This is a genomic window from Agromyces sp. NPDC056523 (genome assembly GCF_042794545.1).
Classification (GTDB): Bacteria; Actinomycetota; Actinomycetes; order Actinomycetales; family Microbacteriaceae; genus Agromyces.
The window spans coordinates 465,601-487,878 of the sequence record NZ_JBHTTM010000001.1 but is presented as its reverse complement, the minus strand read 5'-3'; the positions used below and the strand labels follow the sequence as shown (position 1 = coordinate 487,878).

Genomic DNA, 22,278 nt, shown 5'->3' with positions numbered 1-22,278 from the left:
TCAGAACTTCGAGCCGAGCGCCTTCGCCTTGATCGCCTCGAACTCGCCGTCGGTGATGACGCCCTGGTCGCGCAGCGCCTGGGCCTTGGAGATCTCCTCGGTCGGGCTGGCGAACGAGATCTTCCGCAGCTCCTCCTGGCTGTACTCCTGGTACTCGACCTGCTTGCGGGCGGACCGCTCGGCCATGCCCTTGCCGCGCACGATGAGGTAGACCAGGCCCGTGATCCACGGCAGGAACACCAGCAGGATGAGCCACAGCGCCTTGAGCCATCCGTTGAGCTGATGGTCGCGGAAGATGTCGATGATGATGTAGATCAGCACGAGGATGTAGGCCACGTAGGCGAACATCCAGAAGTAGAACCAGATCCAGCTCCAGAGGTCCACGGCGCGCTCCCTCCCCCGCACCTGCGGGTGTCATCCGTCACGCTAGGGCCGGCGGATGGCGCGCCGACGGTACTTTGGTCCCGAAGCACCTCCGCGCCGCATCGTTACCGTGAGCCCATCGACGGATGTTCGGTCCGAAGGGGGAGATCGTCATGACGTACGTGTCCTCGTGCGCGCCCTACCTCGCCATGCGAGCAGGCGCCCGCGTGAAGGTGATCAGGCCGTGAGCGCGGCGGATGCCACGGCCCCCCGGCGGCGCGATGCCACCGCTCCTCGAGCCGCGGCGGTCCCGAAGTCGATGTGGATCTCGTGGATCGCCTTGGCGCTCATGACGACCAGCTCGGTCGCGAGCCTCAGGCCCGCGCCGACGATGGCCGTCTACGGGCTGGCGTGCATCTTCCTGTACCTCGTGCCCGCGATCGTGTTCCTGCTGCCGACCTCGCTGGTGTCGGCCGAGCTCGCGTCGGGCTGGAAGGGCGGCGTCTACAACTGGGTCGCGACCGGCATCTCCAAGCCGATGGGCTTCCTCGCCGTCTGGTGCCAGTTCGCGATGACGATCTTCTACTACCCGAGCCTGCTCGGGTTCGTCGCGAGCACGCTCGCGTACGTCATCAACCCGAACCTCGCGTCCAACGGCGTCTGGACCGCGCTCGTCATCATGGTCTGCTACTGGTCGGGCGTCTTCCTGACCTCGCGTGGCACGAAGGGCATTGCCGGCCTGGCCAGCGGCGGCCTCATCATCGGCACCCTGATCCCGGGCGCGGTGCTCGTGATCCTCGGCGCCGTGTTCCTCGGCCAGGGCAACGAGTCGGCGGCCCCGATGACGGCGGCGAACCTCCTGCCGCAGTGGGCGGGCCTCGCGAGCCTCGTGCTCATCGTCAACAACTTCCTGTCGTACAGCGGCATGGAGATGAACGCGGTGCACGTCGGATCGCTCCGCAATCCCGGCAAGGAGTTCCCAAAGGCGATCTTCCTCGCGATGGGCCTCGTGCTGCTGATCTTCATCCTGCCGGCGCTCGCGATCAGCTGGATCGTCCCCGCGGAACAGCTCTCGCTCACCGCCGGCGTGATGCAGGCGTTCGACGCCGTGTTCGCAGCGTTCGACTGGCAGTGGCTGACGCCCATCTTCGGCATCATGCTCGTCACGGCGTCCCTCGGCGGCATGCTCACCTGGCTCGCCGGACCGTCCAAGGGCCTGCTGCTCATCTCGCGGCAGGAGGGCTACCTCCCGCCGTTCCTTCAGAAGCTGAACAAGCACGGCGTCCAGCAGAACCTGCTCGTGGTGCAGGGGCTGATCACCACGGTCATCGCCCTCGGCTACGCCCTCATCCCGAACGTGTCGAGCGCGTACTGGATCTTCTCGGTCATCACGACGCAGGTGTACCTGATCATGTACCTGCTGATGTTCGTCGCGGCGGCGCGACTGCGTCGCACGCATCCGGATCACCCGCGCGGCTACCGTGCTCCGCTCCTCGTGACGCTGTGCGTGGTCGGGTTCGTCGCCTCGCTCGCCGCACTGCTGGTCGGGTTCATCCCGCCGTCGCAGTTCGCCAGCGGCGACCTGTGGATCTACCTCGTGATCGTCGCGGGCGGAGCGCTCGGACTCGGCCTGCTCGTGCCCTTCCTCTTCTACCGGTTCCGCAAGCCGTCGTGGAAGCAGCCCGACCCATCGACCGAGACCGAGACGGAGGTGGCGGAGTCATGAGCACCGAGACGGAGCAGCAACCGCAGCGCGAGCGCTCGATCATCTACATCATCACCGTCGTCGTGCTCGTGATCCTGGCCGTCATCGCCGTCATCACGTTCCTGTCGGCACGCCAGGCCGCTCAGGCGACCGACAAGGCCGAGGAGTTCATCGCCCTGGCCGAGGAGAACGGCATCGACATCTCCCTGTCACCGCAGCAGATCGCAGGTGTCCTCGGCGAGGACGGCGGCGGGGTGTGCGCGAACCCGAACGACGCCCTGTCTCGCGCGGTGCTGTTCGAGCGACTGACGAACGGGGCCGCTGGCCCCGGCCAGCGGCCGGTCATCGCCGAGAGCCGCCTCCTGCAGGGGCAGCTGCTGATCATCGAGACGTACTGCCCCGACGAGCTCGAGGAGTTCCAGCAGTTCGTGGACGACCTGCAGCTGTCCGACGGGAACGGCTCGTGACCGCTGAGATCCGCGATCGCATCGCGGCGATGATGCCTGCCGCGAAACAGGAACTGACTGAGCTCGTCTCCCTCAAGTCGGTCGCGGACCCGCGGCAGTTCCCGCCCGAGGGGTGCGAGCGAACCGCCGAGTGGGTGCGCGACCGGTTCGCGAGCCTGGGCTTCACGGACGCCCGCCTCGAGGTGACGCCCGACGGCAGCAAGGCCGTCGTCGGCTCCCGCGCCGCGAACCGGCCGGACGCACCCACCGTGCTCCTCTACGCGCACTACGACGTCCAGCCGCCGCTCGACGATGCCGCGTGGCGCACGCCGCCGTTCGAGCTGACCGAGGTCGGCGGACGCTGGTACGGCCGTGGCGCCGCGGACTGCAAGGGCAACATCCTGATGCACCTGCTCGCCCTGCGTGCGCTCGGCGACGACATCCCGGTCAACCTCAAGCTCGTCGTCGAGGGATCCGAGGAGCAGGGCACGGGTGGGCTCGAGCGATACGTCGAGGCGAACCCCGACGTGCTCCGGGCCGACACGATCCTGGTGTGCGACACCGGCAATGCCGCCGTCGGCAAGCCGGCCGCCACCGTCACGCTCCGCGGGCTGGCGAACGTCGTCGTACGGGTCGCGGCGCTGAACTCCGCGATCCACTCGGGCATGTTCGGCGGCCCCGCGCCCGACGCGCTCGCTGCGCTCATCGAGATGCTCGCGTCGCTGCGCGACGAGGACGGCAACACGGCCATCGACGGCCTCGACGCGACCCAGAAGTGGCATGGGGAACCGTATGACGCCGACCAGTTCCGCGCCGACGCCGGGGTGCTCGACGGCGTGTCGCTGCTCGGCGACGACAGTGTCGCCGACGAGCTCTGGGCTCAGCCGGCCGTCACGGTGCTCGGCATCGACTGCCCGCCGGTCGTGGGGTCGGCCGCGGCCATCGTGCCGCGCGCGGCGGCGCGCCTCAACCTCCGCGTGCCGCCCGGTATCGACCCGGAGGCGGCGCGCGACGCGCTCGAGGCGCACCTGCGCGGCGAGGCGCCGTGGGGCGTCGAGGTGGAGGTCGAGACCGAGGCCGTGGGCGCTCCGTTCGCGGCCCGTGTCGACGGTCCCGCGTACCGTGCGATGGCGGCCGCCATGAAGGAGGCCTACGGCGTCGAGATGACCACACTCGGCCAGGGCGGGTCGATCCCGCTGTGCAACGTGTTCGCCGACACCTACCCCGACGCCGAGATCATCCTGATGGGCGTGGAGGAGCCGCTCGCGCTCATCCACGCGCCCAACGAGAGCGTCGATCCCACCGAGATCGAGCGGCTCGCCGTCGCCGAGGCGCTGTTCCTGCGCTCCTACGCCGACGCCCGCTGACGCCGGGCCCGAACCCCGGTCCACGCGAGATCGAGCACCGCGGCGAGGGCGATGATGAGCACCAGCGCGATCGCGGTGCGGGGCTGCTGGACCAGCGTGGTGGTGCAGAAGACCACGAACGTGACGACGGTCGTGGCCAGGGCGACGATGAGCACGGGGAGGTTCGCACCGGTCTCGCGACGGACCCGGAAGTGCGCGATGGTGACGGCCGAGAAGACGATGAGCGCGACAGCGCTGCCGAGCGAGGCGATCGCGTTGAGGTCGAGCAGGAACAGCTGGATGATCGTCAGCCCGGCCATCACCAGGAGGCCGACGGGCACGCGCCCGGCCGAGCGTGAGAAGACGGTCGGGAACAGGCCGATCGAAGCGAGGTGCTGCGTCATCCCGATCGACGGGTAGAGGCCGGCGTTCACCGCGCCCATGGTTGAGAAGATGGCCGTGACGACGATGAGCGTGAAGCCGAAGTCGCCCAGCACGGGCTTGGCCGCCTCGGCGATCGCGGTCTCGCCGTACTCGACCACCTGTTCGGCCGTGAGCGTCCCGAAGACGCCGAGGGACACGGCGACGTAGATCGCCGTGGCGATACCGACCGCCAGGTAGAGCGCACGCGGGAGCTGGCGCCTCGGGTCGGGCAGGTCCCGAGCGGTGAACGTCACCACGCCGAATCCGAGGAAGGCGAAGAACGTCAGTGCGACGCTCGCGATGATCTGCTGCAGGCCGGGGTATCCGGAGAAGCTCAACAGGCCCCAGTCCGCGTTGGCGATGGTGACCACGGCGAACACCGAGAGGATTGCCAGCACGACCTTCACGATCACCGACTGCACGCGCGCGACCGCCTGCGACCCGACGGCGTTGAGACCGGTCATCACGACGACGAGCAGCACCGAGAAGACCGTCGCCCAGGCCGGACTGTCGCCGGCGAACGCCTCGCTCGTGTATCCGCCGAACGATGCCGCGACCATCGCGGTGACGATCGACCCCGCGGTGTAGAACAGCCACGCCCCGATCGCGGTGACGTGGCCCTCGCCGAAGCCCTTCGAGAGGTAGGTGAGGATGCCGCCGCCGGACGGGTAGGTCGAACCCAGCTTCGCGAACGAGTACCCCTGCAGCGCCGCGATGAGGCCGGCGATCAGGAAGGACAGCCAGACAGCCGCACCGGCGACCGCGCCGGCGGAGCCGAGCAGCGCGAAGATGCCGGCGCCCACCATCGAGCCCACGCCGATGAACGTCGCCTGCAGCACCGTCATCCGCCTCGGCCCGGCCGGCGGGCCGGCTCGACCGTTCGACGGGCGCTGCGTCGCCATCAGCTCCCGAGCGCCTCGAACAGCTCGTAGACCATGAACGCCGGCCAGAACAGACCCTGGAAGATCGCCCACACGTACTCCCAGAACGCGTCGGCCTGCGTCCAGAAGTACACCCACGCGCCGAAGATCCCGAGGCCGTAGATCGCCCCGCCCCCGGCCAGTCCCGCGTTCGAACCCCGGTCCGACATGTCGCACCTCCCGCGCTCGACGGTACGCCGGGCCGTCGCGGAACCGCGGGCCGAAGGACCCGGCTCGCTCGATCCCCGACGGGCGAGCGGATGGCGCGGCTCAGCGCCTCGGCGCGGCCTCGCCGCCGTCGGCCGCGTCGTCGTCCTGGTCCCACTTCGTGCCCTCGAGGTCCTGGCGCAGCGTGCCCGTGACGTCGTCGACCGCCGCGCCCACGGTCGGTGCGAAACGATCGGGCGTGAAGCGGCCGGTCAGGCCGTAGTCGCGCAGCACGTCGACGACCGGGTCCTTCATCTCGGCGATGATGAGGCGGATGCCGCGCTTGGCGAGCCAGTCGTCGACATCGACGAGCTCGTCCACCGCGGTGGTGTCGATGTCGGTGATGGGCTCGGCTGCGAGGATGACGGTGTGCACGTCGGACCCGGCCGCCTCGACGCGGGCGCGCACGAAGTCCTCGAAGATGCCGCCGTTGGCGAAGAAGAGCGGCGCGTCGAAGCGCAGGATGACCACGCCCGGGATCCGCTCCCCCTCGGGGTTCCGCGAGAGGTCGTGGTAACCGCGCTTGCCGGTCACGCGTCCGAGTTCCGCGCGATAGGGCCTCCACGCCTGGATCACGAAGGCGAGCAGCGAGAGCCCGATGGTGACGGCGATGCCCCCGAGCACGCCGAACGCGAACACACCGACGAACGCGGCAGCCGAGAGCAGCGCGTCGATGCGATCCATCCGGACCAGGCGCACGAAGCCCTTCACGTCGATGAGCCGCGACGCCGCGGCGATCACGACGGCCGCGAGCGTCGCGGAGGGCAGCAGGTCGGTCAGCCACGGGGTGAGCAGCATGAAGAGCAGGATGAGCACGGCACCGACGACGCCCGTCAGCTGCGACTTCGAGCCGGCCTGCTCGGCCACCGGGGTGCGCGACGACGACGCCGAGATGGGGAACCCGCCGAACAGCCCGCTCGCGAGGTTCGACCCGCCGATCGCCGCCATCTCGCGGCTGCCGCTCACGGTCTCGCCGCGTCGCGCCGCCAGCGTGCGCGAGAGCACCGCCGAGTCGGTGAACGCGACGAGGGCGATGCCGGCCGCGGGCAGGGCGAGCGCCGCGACATCCGCCCACTGCAGGCCACCGAGCGCCGGCGCAGGCAGCCCCTGCGGCAGCGCGCCCACCACCGGCAGGTCGTGGGACACGCCGAGCACGGCCGTGAGCACGATCGCGGCGACCACCGCGACGAGCACGCCGGGCACTCGCGACTTCACGACCGTGAGCCCGACGATGACCGCGAGCGAGCCGAGCCCGAAGGCGAGCGGCAGCAGTCGGACCTCGCCCTCGGCGATGCCCTGCCCGATCGCCACGACCTCGGTGAACGGCGTGTCGGCGTCGGTCGAGAAGCCGAGCAGCGTCGGCACCTGGGAGATGATGACGATGAGCGCGACCGCGTTGAGGTACCCGACGCGGATGGGCTTGGACAGCAGGTCGGTGACGAACCCGAGGCGCAGGATGCCGCCGAGCAGCAGGATGGCGCCCACCATGATCGCGAGCAGGCCCGCGAGCGCGACGGCCCGGTCGTCGTCGCCCATGGCCAGCGGCAGGATCGCGGCCGCGATGATCGGGGCGAGCGCCGAGTCGGGCCCGAGCACCAGGATGCGCGAGGGCCCGATGATCGCGTAGGCGAGCAGTGGCACGATCGTCGCGTAGAGGCCGGTCTCGGGGGGCAGGCCCGCGACCTGGGCGTAGCCCATGCCGGCCGGGATGAGCAGCGCCGTCACGACGACGCCGGCGCGCACGTCTCGCAGCAGCCACTCGCGGCGGTAGTGCAGTGCGGTGTCGACGCCCGGCAGCAGCCGCCGCATCCGCTCGCCCATCGCGCTCATCTCGGCCCCCAGGGCTCCATCATGGCGGATGGCGCAGCCGCGGGGATCACGCCGTTGGCGCGCGCTCCGGCTCGACCTTCCGCCAGATCGGCGGATGCGCCAGCCGGTTCTCGCGATAGAGGCGGTACGCGAACGGCGCCCACACGATGAGGGCGGCGCCCGCGCCGATCAGCAGCCCCGCGACCGTGTCCGAGAGCCAGTGCGCGCCGAGGTACATGCGGCTCAGCATCATGAGCAGCGTGTACACGGCGCCGACGACCCACACCCACGTCCGCATGAAGATGAGGCCGAGCGCCATCGCGATCACCGCGGCATTGGAGCTGTGGCCCGACGGGAACGAGCCGAAGTCGGGGTGGACGAGGATGTCCTCGGGGCGGACGCGCCCCACGAGCACCTTGACCAGGCGCGTGAGGCCGCTGCTGGCGAGCAGCGCGACGAGGAAGAACCCCGCAGCCCACGGGCGCCGCCACACCAGCAGCCCCGCGATGATCAGCGCCGGCACGATCAGTCCCGAGAGCAGTCCGCTGCCCACCCGGTCGAGGACCAGTGCGGGGGCGGTCAGCCACGGCGTCCGGCTCTCGGCGAGCACCGCCATCAGGCCCGACTCGAACTCGAACGACTCGCGGGCGCGGTCGACGACGATGACGGCGCCGACGAGGGCGACCGCGACGAGGGCGAACACGCCCGCCGCGATCCACGGGCGGCGGCTGATGCGAACGGGCGCCGGGGCGTGGCTGGATGGGTTGGCCCGGCCCGCCTCGTCGGCCGCGGTCGGGTGCTCGCGGGGCTCCGGCTCCTGCTCGGGCTCGACGGACGTCGGCTCGGGTTCCAGGTCGCGCCGGTCATCGCTCATTTCGACCCCAGGCCTCCGAACGCCGGTCGGACTCTGCCACTTCCTCGGGTGAGCCGACCCGGACGGTCCGCCAGGTGTCGACGATGATCACGATCCCGAGCACCACGAGCGAGAGCATGATCGAGCCGACCGCATCGGTGGCCCAGTGGTACCCGAGGTAGATGCGGCACGCGGCCGTGAGCAGCACGACGAACGCGGCCACGGCGAAAGCCAGGGTCGTGATGACGGGCCGCCGGTGTCGTGAGAACACGAGGTAGGTGCCGATGAAGAGGAAGTCCGCGACTCCCATGACGTGGCCCGAGGGGAACGAGGAGGTCGGGTCGTAGCCGATCATCATCTCGTCGGCCGGGGGCCGGTCGCGGGCGATGATCGGCGCGAGGAGCTGCACCACGATCACGCCGAGGATCATGCCGCCGGCGAGCAGAAGGGGACGCCACGCGTGCTTCGCAAGGATGCCCCATGCGACCGTCGTCACGAGGATGATGATCGGCATCGCGATCGGGCCGAAGACGATCGACAGGACGATCATGAGCGTCGTGAGCCAGCCGTCGCGACCGGATTCGAGCCATCCCTCGACCGGGGCGTCGATGTACGACAGGTCGTCGGACTCGGTGATCGAGTCGAGCACCACGAAGAAGCCCACCAGGCCGACCACGATGAGCGCCGCGCCCGTGATGAACAGGTTCCGCTTCGCGGCGGCCGAGAGGACCCGCTCCTCGACCAGGAACCGCTCGCGGAAGCGGTGGAACCGGCCGGGCTTCTCGTCGGCCGTCGTGTCGGTGTCGGTGGAGTCGGTCACCGCGTGCTCCTCCTGTGGCTCGTCCCGGTGCAGGCCCGGATTCCCCACAGTATGGCGCGCGACATGGCCCGGGCGCCCCCCATTGACGGCGGGCTCAGAACCCCTCAGCGGCGGTCAGCCGGCCGGATGCCACGGCCTCGGCGAAGGCGGCGTAGTCGCGCTCGTTCTGGTCGGCGTAGTCCACTGCGAAGCGTGCGATCGCGTCATCGAAGCGGGGGGATGCGCCGAGGTAGGCCGCGATCGCGACACGGTCTCCGGCGCGCGCGTGCGCCCGTGCGAGCGTCTGGCCGCAGGCGGTCGCATACAGCTCGGCGCCACGAGGAAGGATGACCTCGAGGTCGGCCGAGCCCTTCCAGTCGTTGAGCTGCCGGATGTAGAAGTCGCGCTCGACCCCATCCGGAGCGAGCACGCGCTCCCAGCCGAGGAACAGGTCGCTCGCGGCCTGCATGAGGCGCTGGCCCCGTACGACCCGCTCGCCGTGGTGGTCGTACCGGCTCGCCGGAAGGAAGCGCTCCAGCACCGACTGCTCGGCCTGCTTCGCCTGAAGGATGAGCGGATCGGCGTCGTCGCGACCGCGGAGCAGCACGATCCAGGCGCGCGTTCCGACGCTTCCGACGCCCACGACCTTGCGTGCCATGTGCACGTAGCGGAACTCGTCGATCGGATGCCGCGCCTGCGGCAGGGTCGAGCGGTACTCGGAAAGCATCCGACGCATCCACTCCTCCACATCCTCCCGGGTGCCCTCGCCGAGCTGCAGGTCCTCGACCGGCGTGATGAGCGGAGGATCGGCGGTGAAACGGAGCTCGCCGTCGACGGTGCTCACCAGCTTGGTGAAGGCTCGCACGCTGTCGCGCCGGCGCGCCTTCGCGAGTGTGGCCTCGGTACGCTCCACCTGCTTCGTGCCGACCCGGTTGGCGGCCCGCTCGGCGCGGATCCATTCCTGCACCTGATCGGCATCGAGCTGGTCGTACCACGCCTCGAGCACCCGCGACTCGGCCGCCCGTCGCATCTGCATCCGATATGACGTGACCGCTGCACGGACGGCGCGCGCGCGCGCCTTGTCGCTGAACCCACGATGCCGTCCCGCTATCTCGAAGCTCGCGGCGAGTCGCTTGACGTCCCACTCCCAGGGACCGGGCAGCGTCTCGTCGAAGTCGTTGATGTCGAAGACCAGGCGCCGCTCCGGCGAGGCGAAGACGCCGAAGTTCGACAGGTGCGCGTCGCCGCAGATCTGCGTCGTGATGCCCGAGACCGGCGTGCCGGCGAGGTCGGATGCCATGATGAGCGCCGCACCCCGATAGAAAGTGAACGGCGACACGAGCATGCGCGCGTACCTGATGGGCACGAGTTCGGGCACGCGGGTGACGGCCTGCTGCTCGAGCAGCGAGACCGGGTCCGGCCGGTCCGACGCCGGCGACCAGCCTGCGTGCGACGAGCGCGGCACGCGGCGCCGAGCCGCGCGGCCGAGCTCCCAGCGCGCGGGGAAGTCGTCGAGCCGGGCCGAGTCGAGCTCGGCGCCGTCGACCCGCTCGGATCCGGTCGCGCGGGACTCGGTCGTCGTCGTGTCACTCACGGCGTGCCTCCTCGGTCTTCGGCGGATAGCGCGTCAGGCGGCGGTGCGGAAGGGCTCATGGTGATACCCCTCCTTGTCGAGGATCGCGATGGTGGCCTCCGGCACCTCGAGGAACACGCCCGGAAGGTCGGTCAGCGGCTCGGAGACGATGACACGGGCGTTGTCGCCGAACTGCTTGAGCCGCTCCGCCTCGGGATACATGGCCCGGATCGTCGTCAGGTCCGCCGAATGGAACAACGTGCGGGAGCGACCCTGGCTCGAGTACCGAAGTGCCCAGACCGTGGCACCGTCCGCGACAGCGATGGTGCCCTGCATCGGGAAGAGGATCCCGTTCTCGCGCCCGACCCGCTCGACGCGGTCCACCACGGCGGTGAGCGCCTTGACGGGATCGTCGACGAGGCCGAACGTGATCGCGAGGTGGAACAGCACCTCGGAGTCGGTCGTGCCCTTGATGTGGGTGTACAACGACGGATCGACCGCGAAGGTCAGGTCGCGCTTGACCTTCGCGAACTCGGCGAGGAAGCCGTTGTGCATGAACAGCCAGTTCTCCCAGCGGAACGGATGGCAGTTCGTCGCCTGGATCGGCGGCCCGCCCGCGGCGCGCACGTGGCTGAAGAAGAGCGGACTCTCGATCGCCCCGGTGAGCTCGTGCACGTTCTCGTCGTGCCACGCGGGTTCGATGCTGTGGAAGATCGCCGGGATGCTGCCGGCGACCGCGCCCTTCGGATACCAGCCGAGCCCGAATCCGTCGCCGTTCACCGTCTCGGCGCCGAGCGGCGAGTCCAGCGATTGTGCGACGAGTGAATGCACGGGATCCAAGATGACCGATGAGGATCGGATCGGGTCTCCCAGGTACGCCAGCCAACGGCACATCAGCGCCTCCCCCGCCACGACCCCCGCCGCGGCGTCACCTCGCCAGTCTGGTCGCCCGGTCCTGATCGCGATGGGCCGAAAGTCTCACTGGGCTCACTCGGCCGCCTCGGCGCACGGCGCGGCCTCGGTCATGCGCTGGGTCGCCTGCTCGTACGACCACGGCAGCTCGATCAGGGGCTGCGTGCGCTCGTCGGCGGCAGCGGCCTTGGAGCCCAGCGAGGCGAGCGCGAACGCGCCCTCGCGGACGACGCTCGCGCCGCCGGTCGAGTTGTTGAGGGCCAGCACGACGGTGAGGCCCGACTCGGGATCGGTGAAGACCGCGGCGAGCGCGCCGGTCGACTCGCCGGCGACGCCGCGCAACGGTCCGTACTGCTGGGCGCCGATGCCCTGCGCCTGCCAGGAGGGAGCCGAACCGCCGAACGGGACCACGTCCCACGCCTGGCGCGCGGTCGCCTCGTCGAAGAGCGCCCCGCTCGCGTACGCCTGGCTGAACTCCCGGACCTCGTCGAGGGTCGACCGGGCACCGCCCGCCGCGCCGCCGATGGAGCTCGAGCGCCGCGACACGTCCACGACGGTCGCGCAGTCGGGCGTGCCATCCGCCGCCAGGGCCGCCGAATAGCCGCCGAGGGCGCCCGTGTACTCGGTGACGGCCTCGGCCGGCAGGACCGTGCCGTCCATGTCGAGCGGGTCCAGCACGTACCGCTCTGCGAGCTCCGACCAGGTCCGGCCCGTGTACTGCTCGAGCGCGGTCGCGAGCAGCAGCAACCCGGTGCGCGACTCCTTCCAGGCGGCGCCGGGCTCGCCGACGTGCGGGAGCGCCATCCCGCTCGCGATGAGCTCGCCCGAGGGCCAGACGCGCTCGGGATTGGCGACGAAGTGGCGACGCAGCGGCGGGTAGTAGTCGTCGAGGCCCGACGTGTGGCGGCACAACTGCTCGACCGTGATGTCGCCGAGGCCGGGCAGCCCGCGGACCATCGTGTCGACGCGCTGGTCGAGCTCGATGACGTCGGCGTCGACCAGGCGCAGGGCCATGGCGCACGTGAGCTCGCCCGTCACGCCGGGCACCTGGAACGCGGTGTCGGTCGTGGCCTTCTCGGCGCCCTCGGAGAAGTCGACCGTGCCCGCGGCCGCGGTCCATGCTCCGGCCCACGGCGCCCACACGCCCGCGATGCCGCCGCTCGAGCCGCTCAGCCGGATCGCCTCGTCGAGCGTCGCGTCGAGACGTTCCTGCAGATCGGCGGCGAACTCGCCCTCGGCCTGGTCGTAGTCGGCGGCCGGCTCGGCGGGAGCCATACAGGCGGACAGCGCGACCAGCGTGGTCGTGGCGGCGAGTGCCGCGACGATCCGCCGAACGCGTGTCACCACTCCAGCCACCGTGCCCCCCGCAGTGTGTCCGTTGCGATTGTAACCCGCATGCGTCGGCGTCGACGTGTTCGAGGCTACTCCGTCGCCCGTGATCCCGCGGCCGGCGACCGGTGCGTGTCCCCCGAACTCGGCCTGCTGCCTACTCGACCACCACGGAATCGGCGACGCCGAGGTCGCGCGCGGCGCCCGACATGAACCGCTCGACGTCGCGGTCGACGATGATGTCGCGCGGCACGAGCGGCCGCGCGAGGTACAGCCCGTCGAGGCTCGTCAGGCGCGACAGCGCGACGTAGGTCTGCCCCGGGCTGAAGACACGCGACCCGAGGTCGACGATCGCCGTGTCGTAGCTCGCACCCTGGGACTTGTGGATCGTGACCGCCCACGCGAGCCGCAGGGGGTACTGCGTGAACTCGGCGACGATCTCGCGCTCGAGCTTCTTCGCGACCGGATCCCACGTGTACCGGTACTTCTCCCACGTGACCGGCTCGACCTCGTGCTCGTCGCCGTCGACCTCGACGCGCACCTCGCGGTCGAGCGAGGTGACGGTGCCGATCGTGCCGTTCACCCAGCGCGGCGCCTCGCCCCACCCGGCGGTGTCGTTGCGGAGGAACATGACCTGCGCGCCGACCTTGAGCTCGAGCTTCTCGTCGGCCGGGTAGCCGCGCCCGCCGAACTCTCCGTTCACGTCGGCCTCGTTGGCGAGGGAATGACCGGGCAGGCGGTGCAGCGCCGTGCGGTTGATGCGGTTCACGGTCTCATTCGTGGTCGCGAGGGTGATCGCCCCCTGCTCGGGCAGCGGACGGCGCGCACCCGTGTCGTTGAGCACGCCGGCGATCTCGGCGGTCACCATGCCGTGCCGCACCGCGTTGAGCATGTGCTTGAAGGCGTCGTCGTGCTGCCGGTGCACCTCGCCGAGCTCGTAGATGCGGAGGTCGGCCTCGTGCCAGACCCTCGCGTCGAAGAACCACATCGAACGGTAGGTGTCGGCGAAGTACCGCCGCTCGTCGCCCGACCCGGGCACGGGGGCGAGCTGGTACGGGTCACCGAAGAGCACGACCTGCACGCCGCCGAACGGCTCGTGCGGGCGCTGCCGCGCCTGCCGCAACGAGCGGTCCATCGCGTCCATCAGGTCGGCGTTGACCATCGACACCTCGTCGACCACGAGCGTGTCCATCGCGTTGAGGAGCTTGCGCACCGCGTCGTTCTGGTCGATCTCGGCATCGGCGATGACGCCGATCGGCAGGCGGAAGAGCGAGTGGATGGTCTGCCCGCCGACGTTCAGCGCTGCGACGCCGGTCGGCGCGCAGATCACGATCTGCTTGCCCGTGTTCCAGTTCAGGTGGTTCAGTAGCGTCGACTTGCCGGTGCCCGCGCGCCCGGTGACGAACACGTGCTCGCGCGTGTGCTCGATGGCCTGGAACACCGCCTGCTGCTCGGCGGTGAGGGTCACGGTCTGCACGATCGGGCCTTCGGGACTGGGTCGGGACGGGTGCCGCCGGCGGGTCGATGAAGCGGATGCCTCGCGCCGGGCGTCTTCACTGTAGACCGCGTCGCCGGAGTGCCGGCCCGCCGTCGCGACATCCGTTCAGCCTGCGCGTCGCCCTGTGGACGGCGGGGCGGTGCACGACCGCTGTCTAGACTTGCCGCGTGGGGAGCTCGGGCCGACGGGGTGGGCGCCTGTCGCCGGCCGCGATCGCGGGGTGGACGGGCCTCGCGGTGCTGCTCGGCGGCGCGTTCCTCGCGGCGCTCGGCGGACTCAACCACACGCTGTACGGTGCACCCGCATTCGTCGAGCGGTACCTCGGCAACATCGCCAACGACGACATCGTGAGCGCGGCGGCGACGCCCGGCGTTCGCCTCGACGAGGGCGCGCTCGCGGCGGCCGGCCTGCCCGCCGACATCTCGACGGCGATGCTGCGCTCGGGGGTCGTGGAATCCGGGCCGGAGGACGTGCGCATCGTCTCCGACGTGCCGCACGACGACGGCTCGCACACCGTGACCGCCAGCTACCGGCTGGAGTCGTCCATCATCGAGACCGCGTTCGACGTCAACCCGATCGAACCGCTCTACGGCGTCCTGAACCGGTGGGAGTTCGCGACCAGTCCGCTCGCGGTCATCCAGGTGACGGCCGCGCACAGTCCCCTCTTCACCGTCGGCTCGCTCACCCTCGACACGCGCGCGACCAAGTCGGCCGACGAGCTCGCGGCCTTCACGCAGCAGGCCTCGTACCTCGCCATCGCGCCGGCGGTGTACGAGTTCGGGTACGAATCCACGCTGCTCGAGGCCGTGCCGGCGCAGGTCGTCGCCGAACCCGGCGCCGAGGTCGCCGTCACGGTCGACGCGCTGCCGACCGAGGCGTTCATCGAGCGCGTGCAGGCGAAGGTCGACGAGTTCCTGCAGGACCAGTGCGCCACCCAGACGGTGCTCCAGCCCTCCGGCTGCCCGTTCGGGGTGGTGATCGACGATCGCGTGGTCGGTGAACCCGCCTGGACCATCGTCAGCTCCCCGGAGGTGACGCTCGCGCCCGGCGACACCACGTTCGAGATGCCGGCGACGCCCGGCGTGGCGCGCATCACGGTCGACGTGCAGTCGCTCTTCGACGGCACCTTCTCGACGCTCGAGCAGGACGAGGGGTTCACGCTCGCGCTCGACGCGACCGTGCGGCCCGACGGGTCGATCGCCATCCAGCTCCGCTGACCCGCTACCAGTCGAGTGCCTCGACCCCCGCGACCGCCGCCGTGACGATCCCGTCCAACGGCCCCTCGATCGCGCAATGCACGGCCCGTTCGTCCGCTGCGGGCGATTCGTAGAGCGCGAGCTGCGACGCGAGCAGGGTCGCGGGCATGAAGTGGCCGGCGCGCGCGCCCAGGCGATCGGCCAGCACCGCGGGGTCGCCCTCGAGCGCGATGAACACGACATCGGGCGCGACGGCCCGGAGCCGGTCGCGGTACGCGCGGCGCAGCGCCGAGCACGCCACGACGACCCCCGGCGACGACGCCTCGGCGAGCGCCGCGCCGACGAGGTCGAGCCACGGCCACCGGTCGTCGTCGGTCAGCGGCGTACCGGCGCGCATCTTCTCGACGTTCACGGCCGGATGCAGGTCGTCGGCGTCGATGAACGGCACGTCGAGCCGATGCGCGAGCGCTTCGCCCACCGTCGACTTGCCCGCGCCCGACACGCCCATCACGACGATGCGCCGCACCGAGGACGCCGGGGCGTGCCCGTCACGCGGGGCCAGGCCGGTCGACCCGTCCGGTCGCGGCGGTCGCGCCATCCGCTCGTCGCCGCTCACTGCACGCCATCGCGCTGCGCGAGCGCTGCCAGCCGGGCGTTGTACTCCTCGAGCTCGGCCTCGCCCGTGCGGTCGGCGTGCCGGTCACGGCGCTTCGTCTCCTTCGCGTCGCTACGCGCCCACTGAACGGCGACCGTGATCGCCAGTGCGAGCGTCGGGATCTCGCCGATCGACCAGGCGATGCCGCCGCCCACCTGCTGGTCCGCGAGCGCATCGGTGCCCCAGCCCATCGCGCCGTACCAGTCCGCGAGGAGCAGGCCGCTGCTCATCATGATCGACAGGCCGAAGAACGCGTGGAAGGCCATCGTGCCGAGCAGGAGCAACAGCCGGAAGGGGTACGGCAGGCGATACGGCACCGGGTCGATGCCGATGAGCGACTGCACGAACAGGTAGCCCGTGATCAGGAAGTGCGCGACCATCCACTCGTGGCCGATGTGGTCCTCCATGGTCCACCGGAAGAGCGGCGAGTAGTAGAACACCCACAACGACCCGGCGAACAGCACCGCGGCGACGATCGGGTTGGCGATGATGCTCGCGAACTTCGAGTGCACCGCGATCAGGATCCATTCGCGGCCGCCGCGGCTGCCGTCCTTGCGAGGGCGGATGGCGCGGGCCGCGAGCGTCACGGGCGCGCCCGGCACGAGCAGCACCGGCACCGCCATCGTGAGGACCATGTGCGCGAGCATGTGCGCCGAGAACAGCGTCTGCTCGTAGACGTTCACGCCGCCGCTCGTGACCCACGCCAGCAGTGCGAGGCCCGAGACCCACAGGATGGTGCGCCACACCGGCCAGCGGTCGCCGCGGCGATGCAGGCGCACGACCCCCGCGACGTAGAAGAAGATGCCGAATCCGCACAGCAGCAGCCAGAGCAGGTCGGGGTTCCACTCGGTGAAGTAGCGCCACGGCTCGGGCCACGGCGGCAGCGGCTCGCCGGTGAGGATCTCGGCGGGCGTGCGGGCGAGCTGGCCCGCGGCCTCCTCGGAGACGGGCGTGGCGGTGCGCGCGAGCGCGGCGGCGACGCCGGAGGCGAGCCCCATGAAGGCGAGCTCGACTACGACGAGCAGCCAGAACGTGCCGGTCGTGGATGCCGCGGGGCGAGCCATCCGCCCGATCAGGATGCGGCGCTGTGCCGCGCCGAACAGGCCCAGCGCGATGAGTGCGGCGACCTTGACCACCACGAGGATGCCGTAGCCCGTGATCAGCTGCGCCCACGAGCCGATGCGGAGCGCCGCGCTCGCGTAGCCCGAGATCGCGACGACGACGAAGCAGACCAGCGCCACCGTCGAGTACCGCGCCAGCACGACCCCGAGCCGGTCGCCGTCGAGCGTCGGCTTGAGCAGGACCAACGTGATCAGGCCGCCGAGCCACGCGGCGACGAACACGAGGTGCAGGCCGAGCGCCGTGATCGCCTCGGAGTGCCCCGCGGTGCCGGCGGCGTGTCCCTGCTGCGCCATGGGCACGAGCGCGACCACGGCGAGCGCCGTGACGAAGACGAGCGCGGTGTGGTTGCGGACCGCGAAGCACAGCACCGTGACGGCGGCCGCGATCAGCGTGGTCGTCAGCCAGGCGCGGCCGAGCTCGATCGTGGTGGCGAACTGGCCGAGCTGCGCTCCGAACCGGTCGCCGAGGTCGAACGGGGCGCCGGTGACGAGCATGAACGTGAGCACGCCGGTGGCGACGCTCGCGACCGTGAGCACGGCGGCGGATGCCGCGGCGACATCGAGCGCGAGGTCGAACTCGCGCCGCTTCGGGCTGAGCGCCCAGACCGCGAGCACGAGCGCGCCGATCATGCCGGCCGCACCGAGGTTCACGAAGAGCTTCGCGACCGGGACGCCCCAGCGCGCGACGGGTCCCGGGTCCTGGATGGGGAACGGTGCCGCTCCCCCGCCGTACGCGAGCGCGGCGACCATCGCGCCGAGCGCGACGGCGACGAGCACGGCGGGGCCGAGGACGCGGACGGAACGGGGCACCGCACAAGCCTAGGCGAGGCCGCTGGGAGCGGCCCGCCCGCGCCATCCGCTCGCCCTCGCTCGCTCGCGCTCGCCCGCCTGCCTGCACGCCCGCCGGCCCATCGCCGTTTCAGGAGGACGGAGGCAAGTCAGGACTCGATTCGCGATCTGGTCCTGATCAGCGTGCGATCTCCTGAAACGGTAGGGAGGAGATCGGTGGCGCGGGAGGATCCGGGCGCCGGAACGGTCCTCCGTACCCGGTCGTCTCCTCCCGCCGGGGTGTCGGATGGCGCGGCGCGCCCATCCTCGGACACGCCGAAGGGGCGCACCGGATGGACCGGGCGCCCCCTCGGGAGACTCGGAGTGCGTCTTCCGACGCGCGTGACTTACTTCGCGGCGGCCTTGAGCTTCGAGCCCGCGGTGACCTTGACGGAGTTGCCGGCGGCGATCTGGATCGTCTCGCCGGTCTGCGGGTTGCGGCCCGTGCGCGCGGCGCGGTGGGTGCGCTCGACGGCGAGCCAGCCCGGGATCTGGACCTTGGTGCCCGAACCGACCGAGTCGGCCAGCGTGTCGAAGAACCCGTTCAGCACGGAGTCGACGGTGCTCTGGCTCTGGTTCGTCGCCGCAGCGATCTTGGCAACGAGCTCGGACTTGTTGAGCGACTTGTCAGCCATGGAATGTCCTCCTCGGACCTTCGCTGTGTCTACAGCTGTCGTGTGGATACGCGGAGTCGACCTCGCGATCGCCCCCGTGGCCGTTCAGGCCGCCTCGAATGTAGCAGAGTCCCGCGGAAACACGCGGATTTCCGGGTGTTTGAGGCAGGTTTCGCAGGGGGTTGACGGATGGCGCGAGCGAGGTCGTCCCGTTGCGCCCCGCCGTCGATCGACAGACGACGAGAGGGGCGCCCCGGATGACCGGGACGCCCCTCTCGGGAAGCGGTACTGCCTACCAGCTCGACTTCGTGATGCCGGGCAGCTCGCCGCGGTGCGCCATGTCGCGGAAGCGGACGCGCGAGATGCCGAACTTCGAGAGGTTGCCGCGCGGGCGACCGTCGATGGCGTCGCGGTTGCGGAGGCGGACCGGCGACGCGTCGCGGGGCAGCTTCTGCAGGCCGATGCGGGCGGCCTCGCGGGTCTCGTCGGTGCCGTTCGGGTCGACGAGCGCCTTCTTCAGCTCGAGGCGCTTGGCCGCGTAGCGCTCGACGATCACCTTGCGCTGGTCGTTGCGCGCGATCTTGCTCTTCTTCGCCATGTCTTAGCGCTCCTCTCGGAAGTCGACGTGCTTGCGCACCACGGGGTCGTACTTCTTGAGCACGAGACGGTCGGGGTTGTTGCGACGGTTCTTGCGGGTCACGTAGGTGTACCCGGTGCCGGCCGTCGAACGGAGCTTGATGATGGGACGGATGTCCTGCTGCTTCGCCATTAGAGCTTCACCCCACGAGCCTGGATGTCCTTGATGACGGCCTCGATGCCACGGGCGTCGATCACCTTGATGCCCTTGGCGGACACGTTCAGGGTGACGTTACGACGCAGCGACGGCACGTAGTAGGTCTTCTTCTGCACGTTCGGGTCGAAGCGGCGCTTCGTCCGGCGGTGCGAGTGCGAGATGTTGTGTCCGAAGCCGGGAACGGCTCCGGTCACCTGGCACACTGCTGCCATTGGTCTTTCCTCCAATACCGAGGGGCGGATGCCCCTCCCAAGGTCTCTTGTCTGCTGACGCTCCCCATGCCGAAGCCCGCGATCGCTCGCGTTCTCGGGTGTGGATTGTCGCGGTCTGGGCAGTGGAAGTACCCAGCCAAACGTCGAGTCTAACAGACGGGCTGATCGCGGCCGAAATCGAGCGCTCAGGCCAGCAGGTGGTGCTGCACGGCGTAGGTGGCGGCGGCCGCCCGTGAGTTCACGCCGATCCTGCCGAAGATGTTGCTGATGTGACGATGCACCGTGCGCTCGCTGAGGTAGAGCTGCGCGGCGATGGCGCGATTGGTCAGCCCCGCTGCGACCAGCCGCAGCACCTCGATCTCGCGTTCACTCAGCCCGCCGGGCGCAGGTCCGGCGGGGGTCACGAGGGCATCGACCTGTCGGAGGTCGGGGGTCGTGCCCAATCCGGCGAGGAGCTCCCGCGCCGACTCCAGTTCGAGCCGCGCGGCACCCGGTTCGTCAGGACCCTCGACCTGCGCCTCCCGCAGCCGATGCGACTGGCTGCTCCGATCATCCGACCGATGGTGCGCAAAGGGAACGTGCGGTTCGTCGCGAACCTCAAGCGCATCCTCGAACACGGATGAGTTCGTGTCAGCCCGCCGGGATGGTGCGCCGCGACAGCAGCGCGGCGACGAAGAAGCACACCGCACCGAGCATGGTGCCGAGGTTCGCCCAGTACTCGCTCAGCAGGTCGCCCGTGCTCGGCAGCACGTACGCGCCGACCGCCGACGCGCCGAACGCGACCGAGCCGGCGAGGTTGAGCCAGGTGCCGTGCCACGTGCGTGCGTCGGCGTCCCAGAGCTGCCCGCGGTCCTTCGTGGCGACGACCGCGAGCGTGCTCGCGATGAGGAACGCGATGGATCCCCACGCATCCGGGCGCCATCCGATGCCGACCGCGTCGGGGCGCGCGATGGCCGCGACGAGCGCGGCGAACGTGCTGATGTTGAACAGGAGCGTCCCGGCGAACTGGATGGCCGCCGCCCACCAGTCCGCCCGGTCGGCCCGGTTCGTGTCGCCGCGGGGCGGCCGGCGCCCACTCAGGACCAGCTGGATCAACGCCGCGGTCGTGAAGAAGAGCGAACCGATGAAGAACGTGAGGTTGGCCCCGACGTCGCCCACCCACGCGGCGTACGGCGGCAGTGCGCCGACGAGGAAGCAGAGCGAGCCGACGGCGAAGCCCCACGCCTCGCGGCGCAGCCGCCGGATCGTGAGCGCGCCCGGTGCGGTCATCGTCCGTGCGTCAGTGGTGGAACGCCGGCCCGAGGCCCGGGTGCGGCATGGGGGCGTCGAGCGAGTCGAGGAACTCGGTCTCCTCGCGGATGTCGTGCAGCAGGTCCTCGGCGAGGTCGCGGCTGAGGCCGTCGCGGCACACGATGCGCATGACCGTCTGGCCTTCGAGCTCCCCGGAGAGGGGATACGCGGGCACGAGCCATCCCTTGATGCGCAGCCGCTCGGAGAGGTGGTACAGCGTCCACTTGTCCGTGTGCCCGGGCTTCAGCCGCCAGGCGAACACGGGGATGTCGCTGCCGTCGGTCAGCAGCTCGAACGCGTCGATCTCGCTCACGGCGTGCGACAGGTACCGCGCGACATCCTGCGACGCCTGCTGGATGGAGGTGTAGCCGGCACGACCGAGGCGGAGGAAGCGGTAGTACTGCAGCAGCACCTGCGCGCCGGGTCGCGAGAAGTTCAGGGCGAACGTCGGCATCGATCCGCCGAGGTAGCTGACCCGGAAGACGAGTTCCTCGGGCAGCGCCGCCGTGTTGCGCCACACGATCCAGCCGACGCCCGGATACACGAGGCCGTACTTGTGGCCCGACGTGTTGATCGACTGCACGCGCGGCACGCGGAAGTCCCACTCGAGCTCGGGCTGCAGGAACGGCGCGATCATGGCCCCCGAGGCGCCGTCGATGTGGATCGGGATGTCGAGCCCGGTCTTCGCCTGGATGTCGTCGAGCTTCGCCTGCACCTTCATCACCGGTTCGTAGGCCCCCGTGTACGTCACGCCCATGAGCACGACGACGCCGATCGTGTTCTCGTCGACGACGTCCTCGAGGCTCGTCCCGTCCATCAGCGGGTGCTCCTCTGTGGTCGCCACCTGGCGCATCTCGACGTCGAAGTAGTTGCAGAACTTCTCCCAGCAGACCTGCACGGCCGAGCTCATGATGAGGTTCGGCTTCTCGGTCGACTTGCCCGCCGCACGCCGTGCGTTCTGCCACCGCCGCTTCAGCGCGAGCCCGCCGAGCATGCACGCCTCGGACGAGCCGATGGTCGACGTGCCGATGACGTCGGTGCGATCGGGCGCGTGCCAGAGGTCGGCGAGGATGCGCCAGCAGTACTCCTCGATGGCGGCCGTCGCCGGGTACTCGTCCTTGTCGATCATGTTCTTGTCGAACGCGTCGGCGTAGAGCTTGTCCGCGGACTCGTCCATCCACGTGCCGACGAACGTGGCGAGGTTCAGTCGCGCGTTGCCGTCGAGCATCGTCTCGTCGCGCACGATGCGGTACGCGGTCTCGGGCAGCATCGAGCCATCCGGGATCTGGGTGTAGCGCGCGGTGGTCGCCTCACCGGTGCGCGAGAAGGTCGGCGTCAGCGCCTCGTCCTGGTACATGGGTCCCCCTTCGTCCGCTCGGTGACGCG

23 protein-coding genes are annotated in these 22,278 nt (G+C 70.3%); 4 read left to right on the top strand and 19 right to left on the bottom strand.

Translation table 11 applies throughout. From position 1 onward, the window contains the following. Positions 1–384, bottom strand: coding sequence for an SHOCT domain-containing protein (locus ACFQ58_RS02340; protein ID WP_376949133.1), 384 nt, complete (start codon positions 382–384; stop codon positions 1–3). A 328-nt stretch (positions 385–712) separates the two neighbouring features. Here ACFQ58_RS02340 and ACFQ58_RS02335 point away from each other — a divergent pair, with 328 nt between their 5' ends. Genes ACFQ58_RS02335 through ACFQ58_RS02325 form a run of 3 tightly spaced genes read left to right on the top strand, consistent with a single transcriptional unit; the run spans position 713 to position 3,881 of the window. Continuing rightward, positions 713–2,089: an APC family permease gene (locus ACFQ58_RS02335; protein WP_376949131.1), complete on the top strand. Its 1,377-nt coding sequence runs from the start codon at positions 713–715 to the stop codon at positions 2,087–2,089. Next, the gene (locus ACFQ58_RS02330; protein WP_376949129.1) at positions 2,086–2,535 is read left to right on the top strand and encodes a hypothetical protein; all 450 of its coding nucleotides are present in this window, start codon (positions 2,086–2,088) and stop codon (positions 2,533–2,535) included. Before ACFQ58_RS02335 ends, ACFQ58_RS02330 begins: the two co-directional genes overlap by 4 nt. Beyond that, positions 2,532–3,881, top strand: a complete 1,350-nt coding sequence (locus ACFQ58_RS02325; protein WP_376949127.1) for a dipeptidase — start codon at positions 2,532–2,534, stop codon at positions 3,879–3,881. The genes ACFQ58_RS02330 and ACFQ58_RS02325 overlap by 4 nt, the downstream gene beginning before the upstream one ends. On the opposite strand, the gene ACFQ58_RS02320 is transcribed toward ACFQ58_RS02325, so the two are convergent. The 9 genes from ACFQ58_RS02320 to ACFQ58_RS02280 all read right to left on the bottom strand — a co-directional run bounded on the left by ACFQ58_RS02320 (position 3,863) and on the right by ACFQ58_RS02280 (position 14,162). Next, entirely contained in the window at positions 3,863–5,185 is a 1,323-nt protein-coding gene (locus ACFQ58_RS02320) for an APC family permease (protein ID WP_376949125.1), read from the bottom strand. The two genes, ACFQ58_RS02325 and ACFQ58_RS02320, sit on opposite strands and share 19 nt — an antisense overlap. Continuing rightward, the gene (locus ACFQ58_RS02315; protein ID WP_376949122.1) at positions 5,185–5,373 is read right to left on the bottom strand and encodes a hypothetical protein; all 189 of its coding nucleotides are present in this window, start codon (positions 5,371–5,373) and stop codon (positions 5,185–5,187) included. Before ACFQ58_RS02315 ends, ACFQ58_RS02320 begins: the two co-directional genes overlap by 1 nt. 100 nt (positions 5,374–5,473) lie before the next feature. Further along, complete coding sequence (locus ACFQ58_RS02310) at positions 5,474–7,240, bottom strand: SulP family inorganic anion transporter (protein ID WP_376949119.1); 1,767 nt, start codon at positions 7,238–7,240, stop codon at positions 5,474–5,476. Between the two features lie 46 nt (positions 7,241–7,286). Further along, positions 7,287–8,093 (bottom strand): phosphatase PAP2 family protein, encoded by an 807-nt coding sequence (locus ACFQ58_RS02305; protein ID WP_376949117.1) that lies wholly within the window; start codon positions 8,091–8,093, stop codon positions 7,287–7,289. Further along, a complete protein-coding gene (locus ACFQ58_RS02300; protein WP_376949115.1) occupies positions 8,083–8,892 on the bottom strand; it encodes a phosphatase PAP2 family protein in 810 nt (269 codons plus the stop codon). The genes ACFQ58_RS02305 and ACFQ58_RS02300 overlap by 11 nt, the downstream gene beginning before the upstream one ends. A 94-nt stretch (positions 8,893–8,986) precedes the next feature. Next, the gene (locus tag ACFQ58_RS02295) at positions 8,987–10,465 is read right to left on the bottom strand and encodes a DUF2252 domain-containing protein (protein ID WP_376949113.1); all 1,479 of its coding nucleotides are present in this window, start codon (positions 10,463–10,465) and stop codon (positions 8,987–8,989) included. Between the two features lie 33 nt (positions 10,466–10,498). Continuing rightward, positions 10,499–11,275: a class II glutamine amidotransferase gene (locus ACFQ58_RS02290; protein ID WP_376949111.1), complete on the bottom strand. Its 777-nt coding sequence runs from the start codon at positions 11,273–11,275 to the stop codon at positions 10,499–10,501. 156 nt (positions 11,276–11,431) lie between these two features. Next, on the bottom strand, positions 11,432–12,700 hold the full coding sequence (locus ACFQ58_RS02285) for a serine hydrolase domain-containing protein (RefSeq protein ID WP_376949109.1): 1,269 nt from the start codon (positions 12,698–12,700) through the stop codon (positions 11,432–11,434). A gap of 142 nt (positions 12,701–12,842) precedes the next feature. Then, a complete protein-coding gene (locus ACFQ58_RS02280; protein WP_376949107.1) occupies positions 12,843–14,162 on the bottom strand; it encodes an ATP-dependent RecD-like DNA helicase in 1,320 nt (439 codons plus the stop codon). 188 nt (positions 14,163–14,350) lie between these two features. On the opposite strand from ACFQ58_RS02280, the gene ACFQ58_RS02275 reads away from it, so the two are divergent. Beyond that, complete coding sequence (locus ACFQ58_RS02275) at positions 14,351–15,400, top strand: hypothetical protein (protein ID WP_376949105.1); 1,050 nt, start codon at positions 14,351–14,353, stop codon at positions 15,398–15,400. A 4-nt stretch (positions 15,401–15,404) separates the two neighbouring features. On the opposite strand, the gene ACFQ58_RS02270 is transcribed toward ACFQ58_RS02275, so the two are convergent. The 9 genes from ACFQ58_RS02270 to ACFQ58_RS02230 form a co-directional block, all read right to left on the bottom strand. Then, positions 15,405–15,995, bottom strand: a complete 591-nt coding sequence (locus tag ACFQ58_RS02270; RefSeq protein WP_376949103.1) for a gluconokinase — start codon at positions 15,993–15,995, stop codon at positions 15,405–15,407. Next, complete coding sequence (locus ACFQ58_RS02265) at positions 15,992–17,905, bottom strand: cytochrome c oxidase assembly protein (protein WP_376950324.1); 1,914 nt, start codon at positions 17,903–17,905, stop codon at positions 15,992–15,994. Before ACFQ58_RS02265 ends, ACFQ58_RS02270 begins: the two co-directional genes overlap by 4 nt. A 425-nt stretch (positions 17,906–18,330) precedes the next feature. Continuing rightward, complete coding sequence (locus ACFQ58_RS02260; protein ID WP_376949101.1) at positions 18,331–18,618, bottom strand: HU family DNA-binding protein; 288 nt, start codon at positions 18,616–18,618, stop codon at positions 18,331–18,333. A gap of 271 nt (positions 18,619–18,889) precedes the next feature. After that, the gene (gene rpsN, locus ACFQ58_RS02255; protein ID WP_376949099.1) at positions 18,890–19,195 is read right to left on the bottom strand and encodes a 30S ribosomal protein S14; all 306 of its coding nucleotides are present in this window, start codon (positions 19,193–19,195) and stop codon (positions 18,890–18,892) included. A 3-nt stretch (positions 19,196–19,198) separates the two neighbouring features. Then, positions 19,199–19,366, bottom strand: coding sequence for a 50S ribosomal protein L33 (gene rpmG, locus ACFQ58_RS02250; RefSeq protein WP_021760158.1), 168 nt, complete (start codon positions 19,364–19,366; stop codon positions 19,199–19,201). Further along, on the bottom strand, positions 19,366–19,602 hold the full coding sequence (gene rpmB / locus ACFQ58_RS02245) for a 50S ribosomal protein L28 (protein WP_056727420.1): 237 nt from the start codon (positions 19,600–19,602) through the stop codon (positions 19,366–19,368). The genes rpmG and rpmB overlap by 1 nt, the downstream gene beginning before the upstream one ends. 185 nt (positions 19,603–19,787) lie before the next feature. Then, positions 19,788–20,219, bottom strand: a complete 432-nt coding sequence (locus tag ACFQ58_RS02240) for a response regulator transcription factor (protein ID WP_376949097.1) — start codon at positions 20,217–20,219, stop codon at positions 19,788–19,790. A gap of 13 nt (positions 20,220–20,232) precedes the next feature. After that, positions 20,233–20,871, bottom strand: coding sequence for a hypothetical protein (locus tag ACFQ58_RS02235; RefSeq protein WP_376949095.1), 639 nt, complete (start codon positions 20,869–20,871; stop codon positions 20,233–20,235). Positions 20,872–20,881: 10 nt separating this feature from the next. Continuing rightward, positions 20,882–22,249 (bottom strand): glutamate decarboxylase, encoded by a 1,368-nt coding sequence (locus ACFQ58_RS02230; protein WP_376949093.1) that lies wholly within the window; start codon positions 22,247–22,249, stop codon positions 20,882–20,884. Positions 22,250–22,278: the final 29 nt, after the last annotated feature.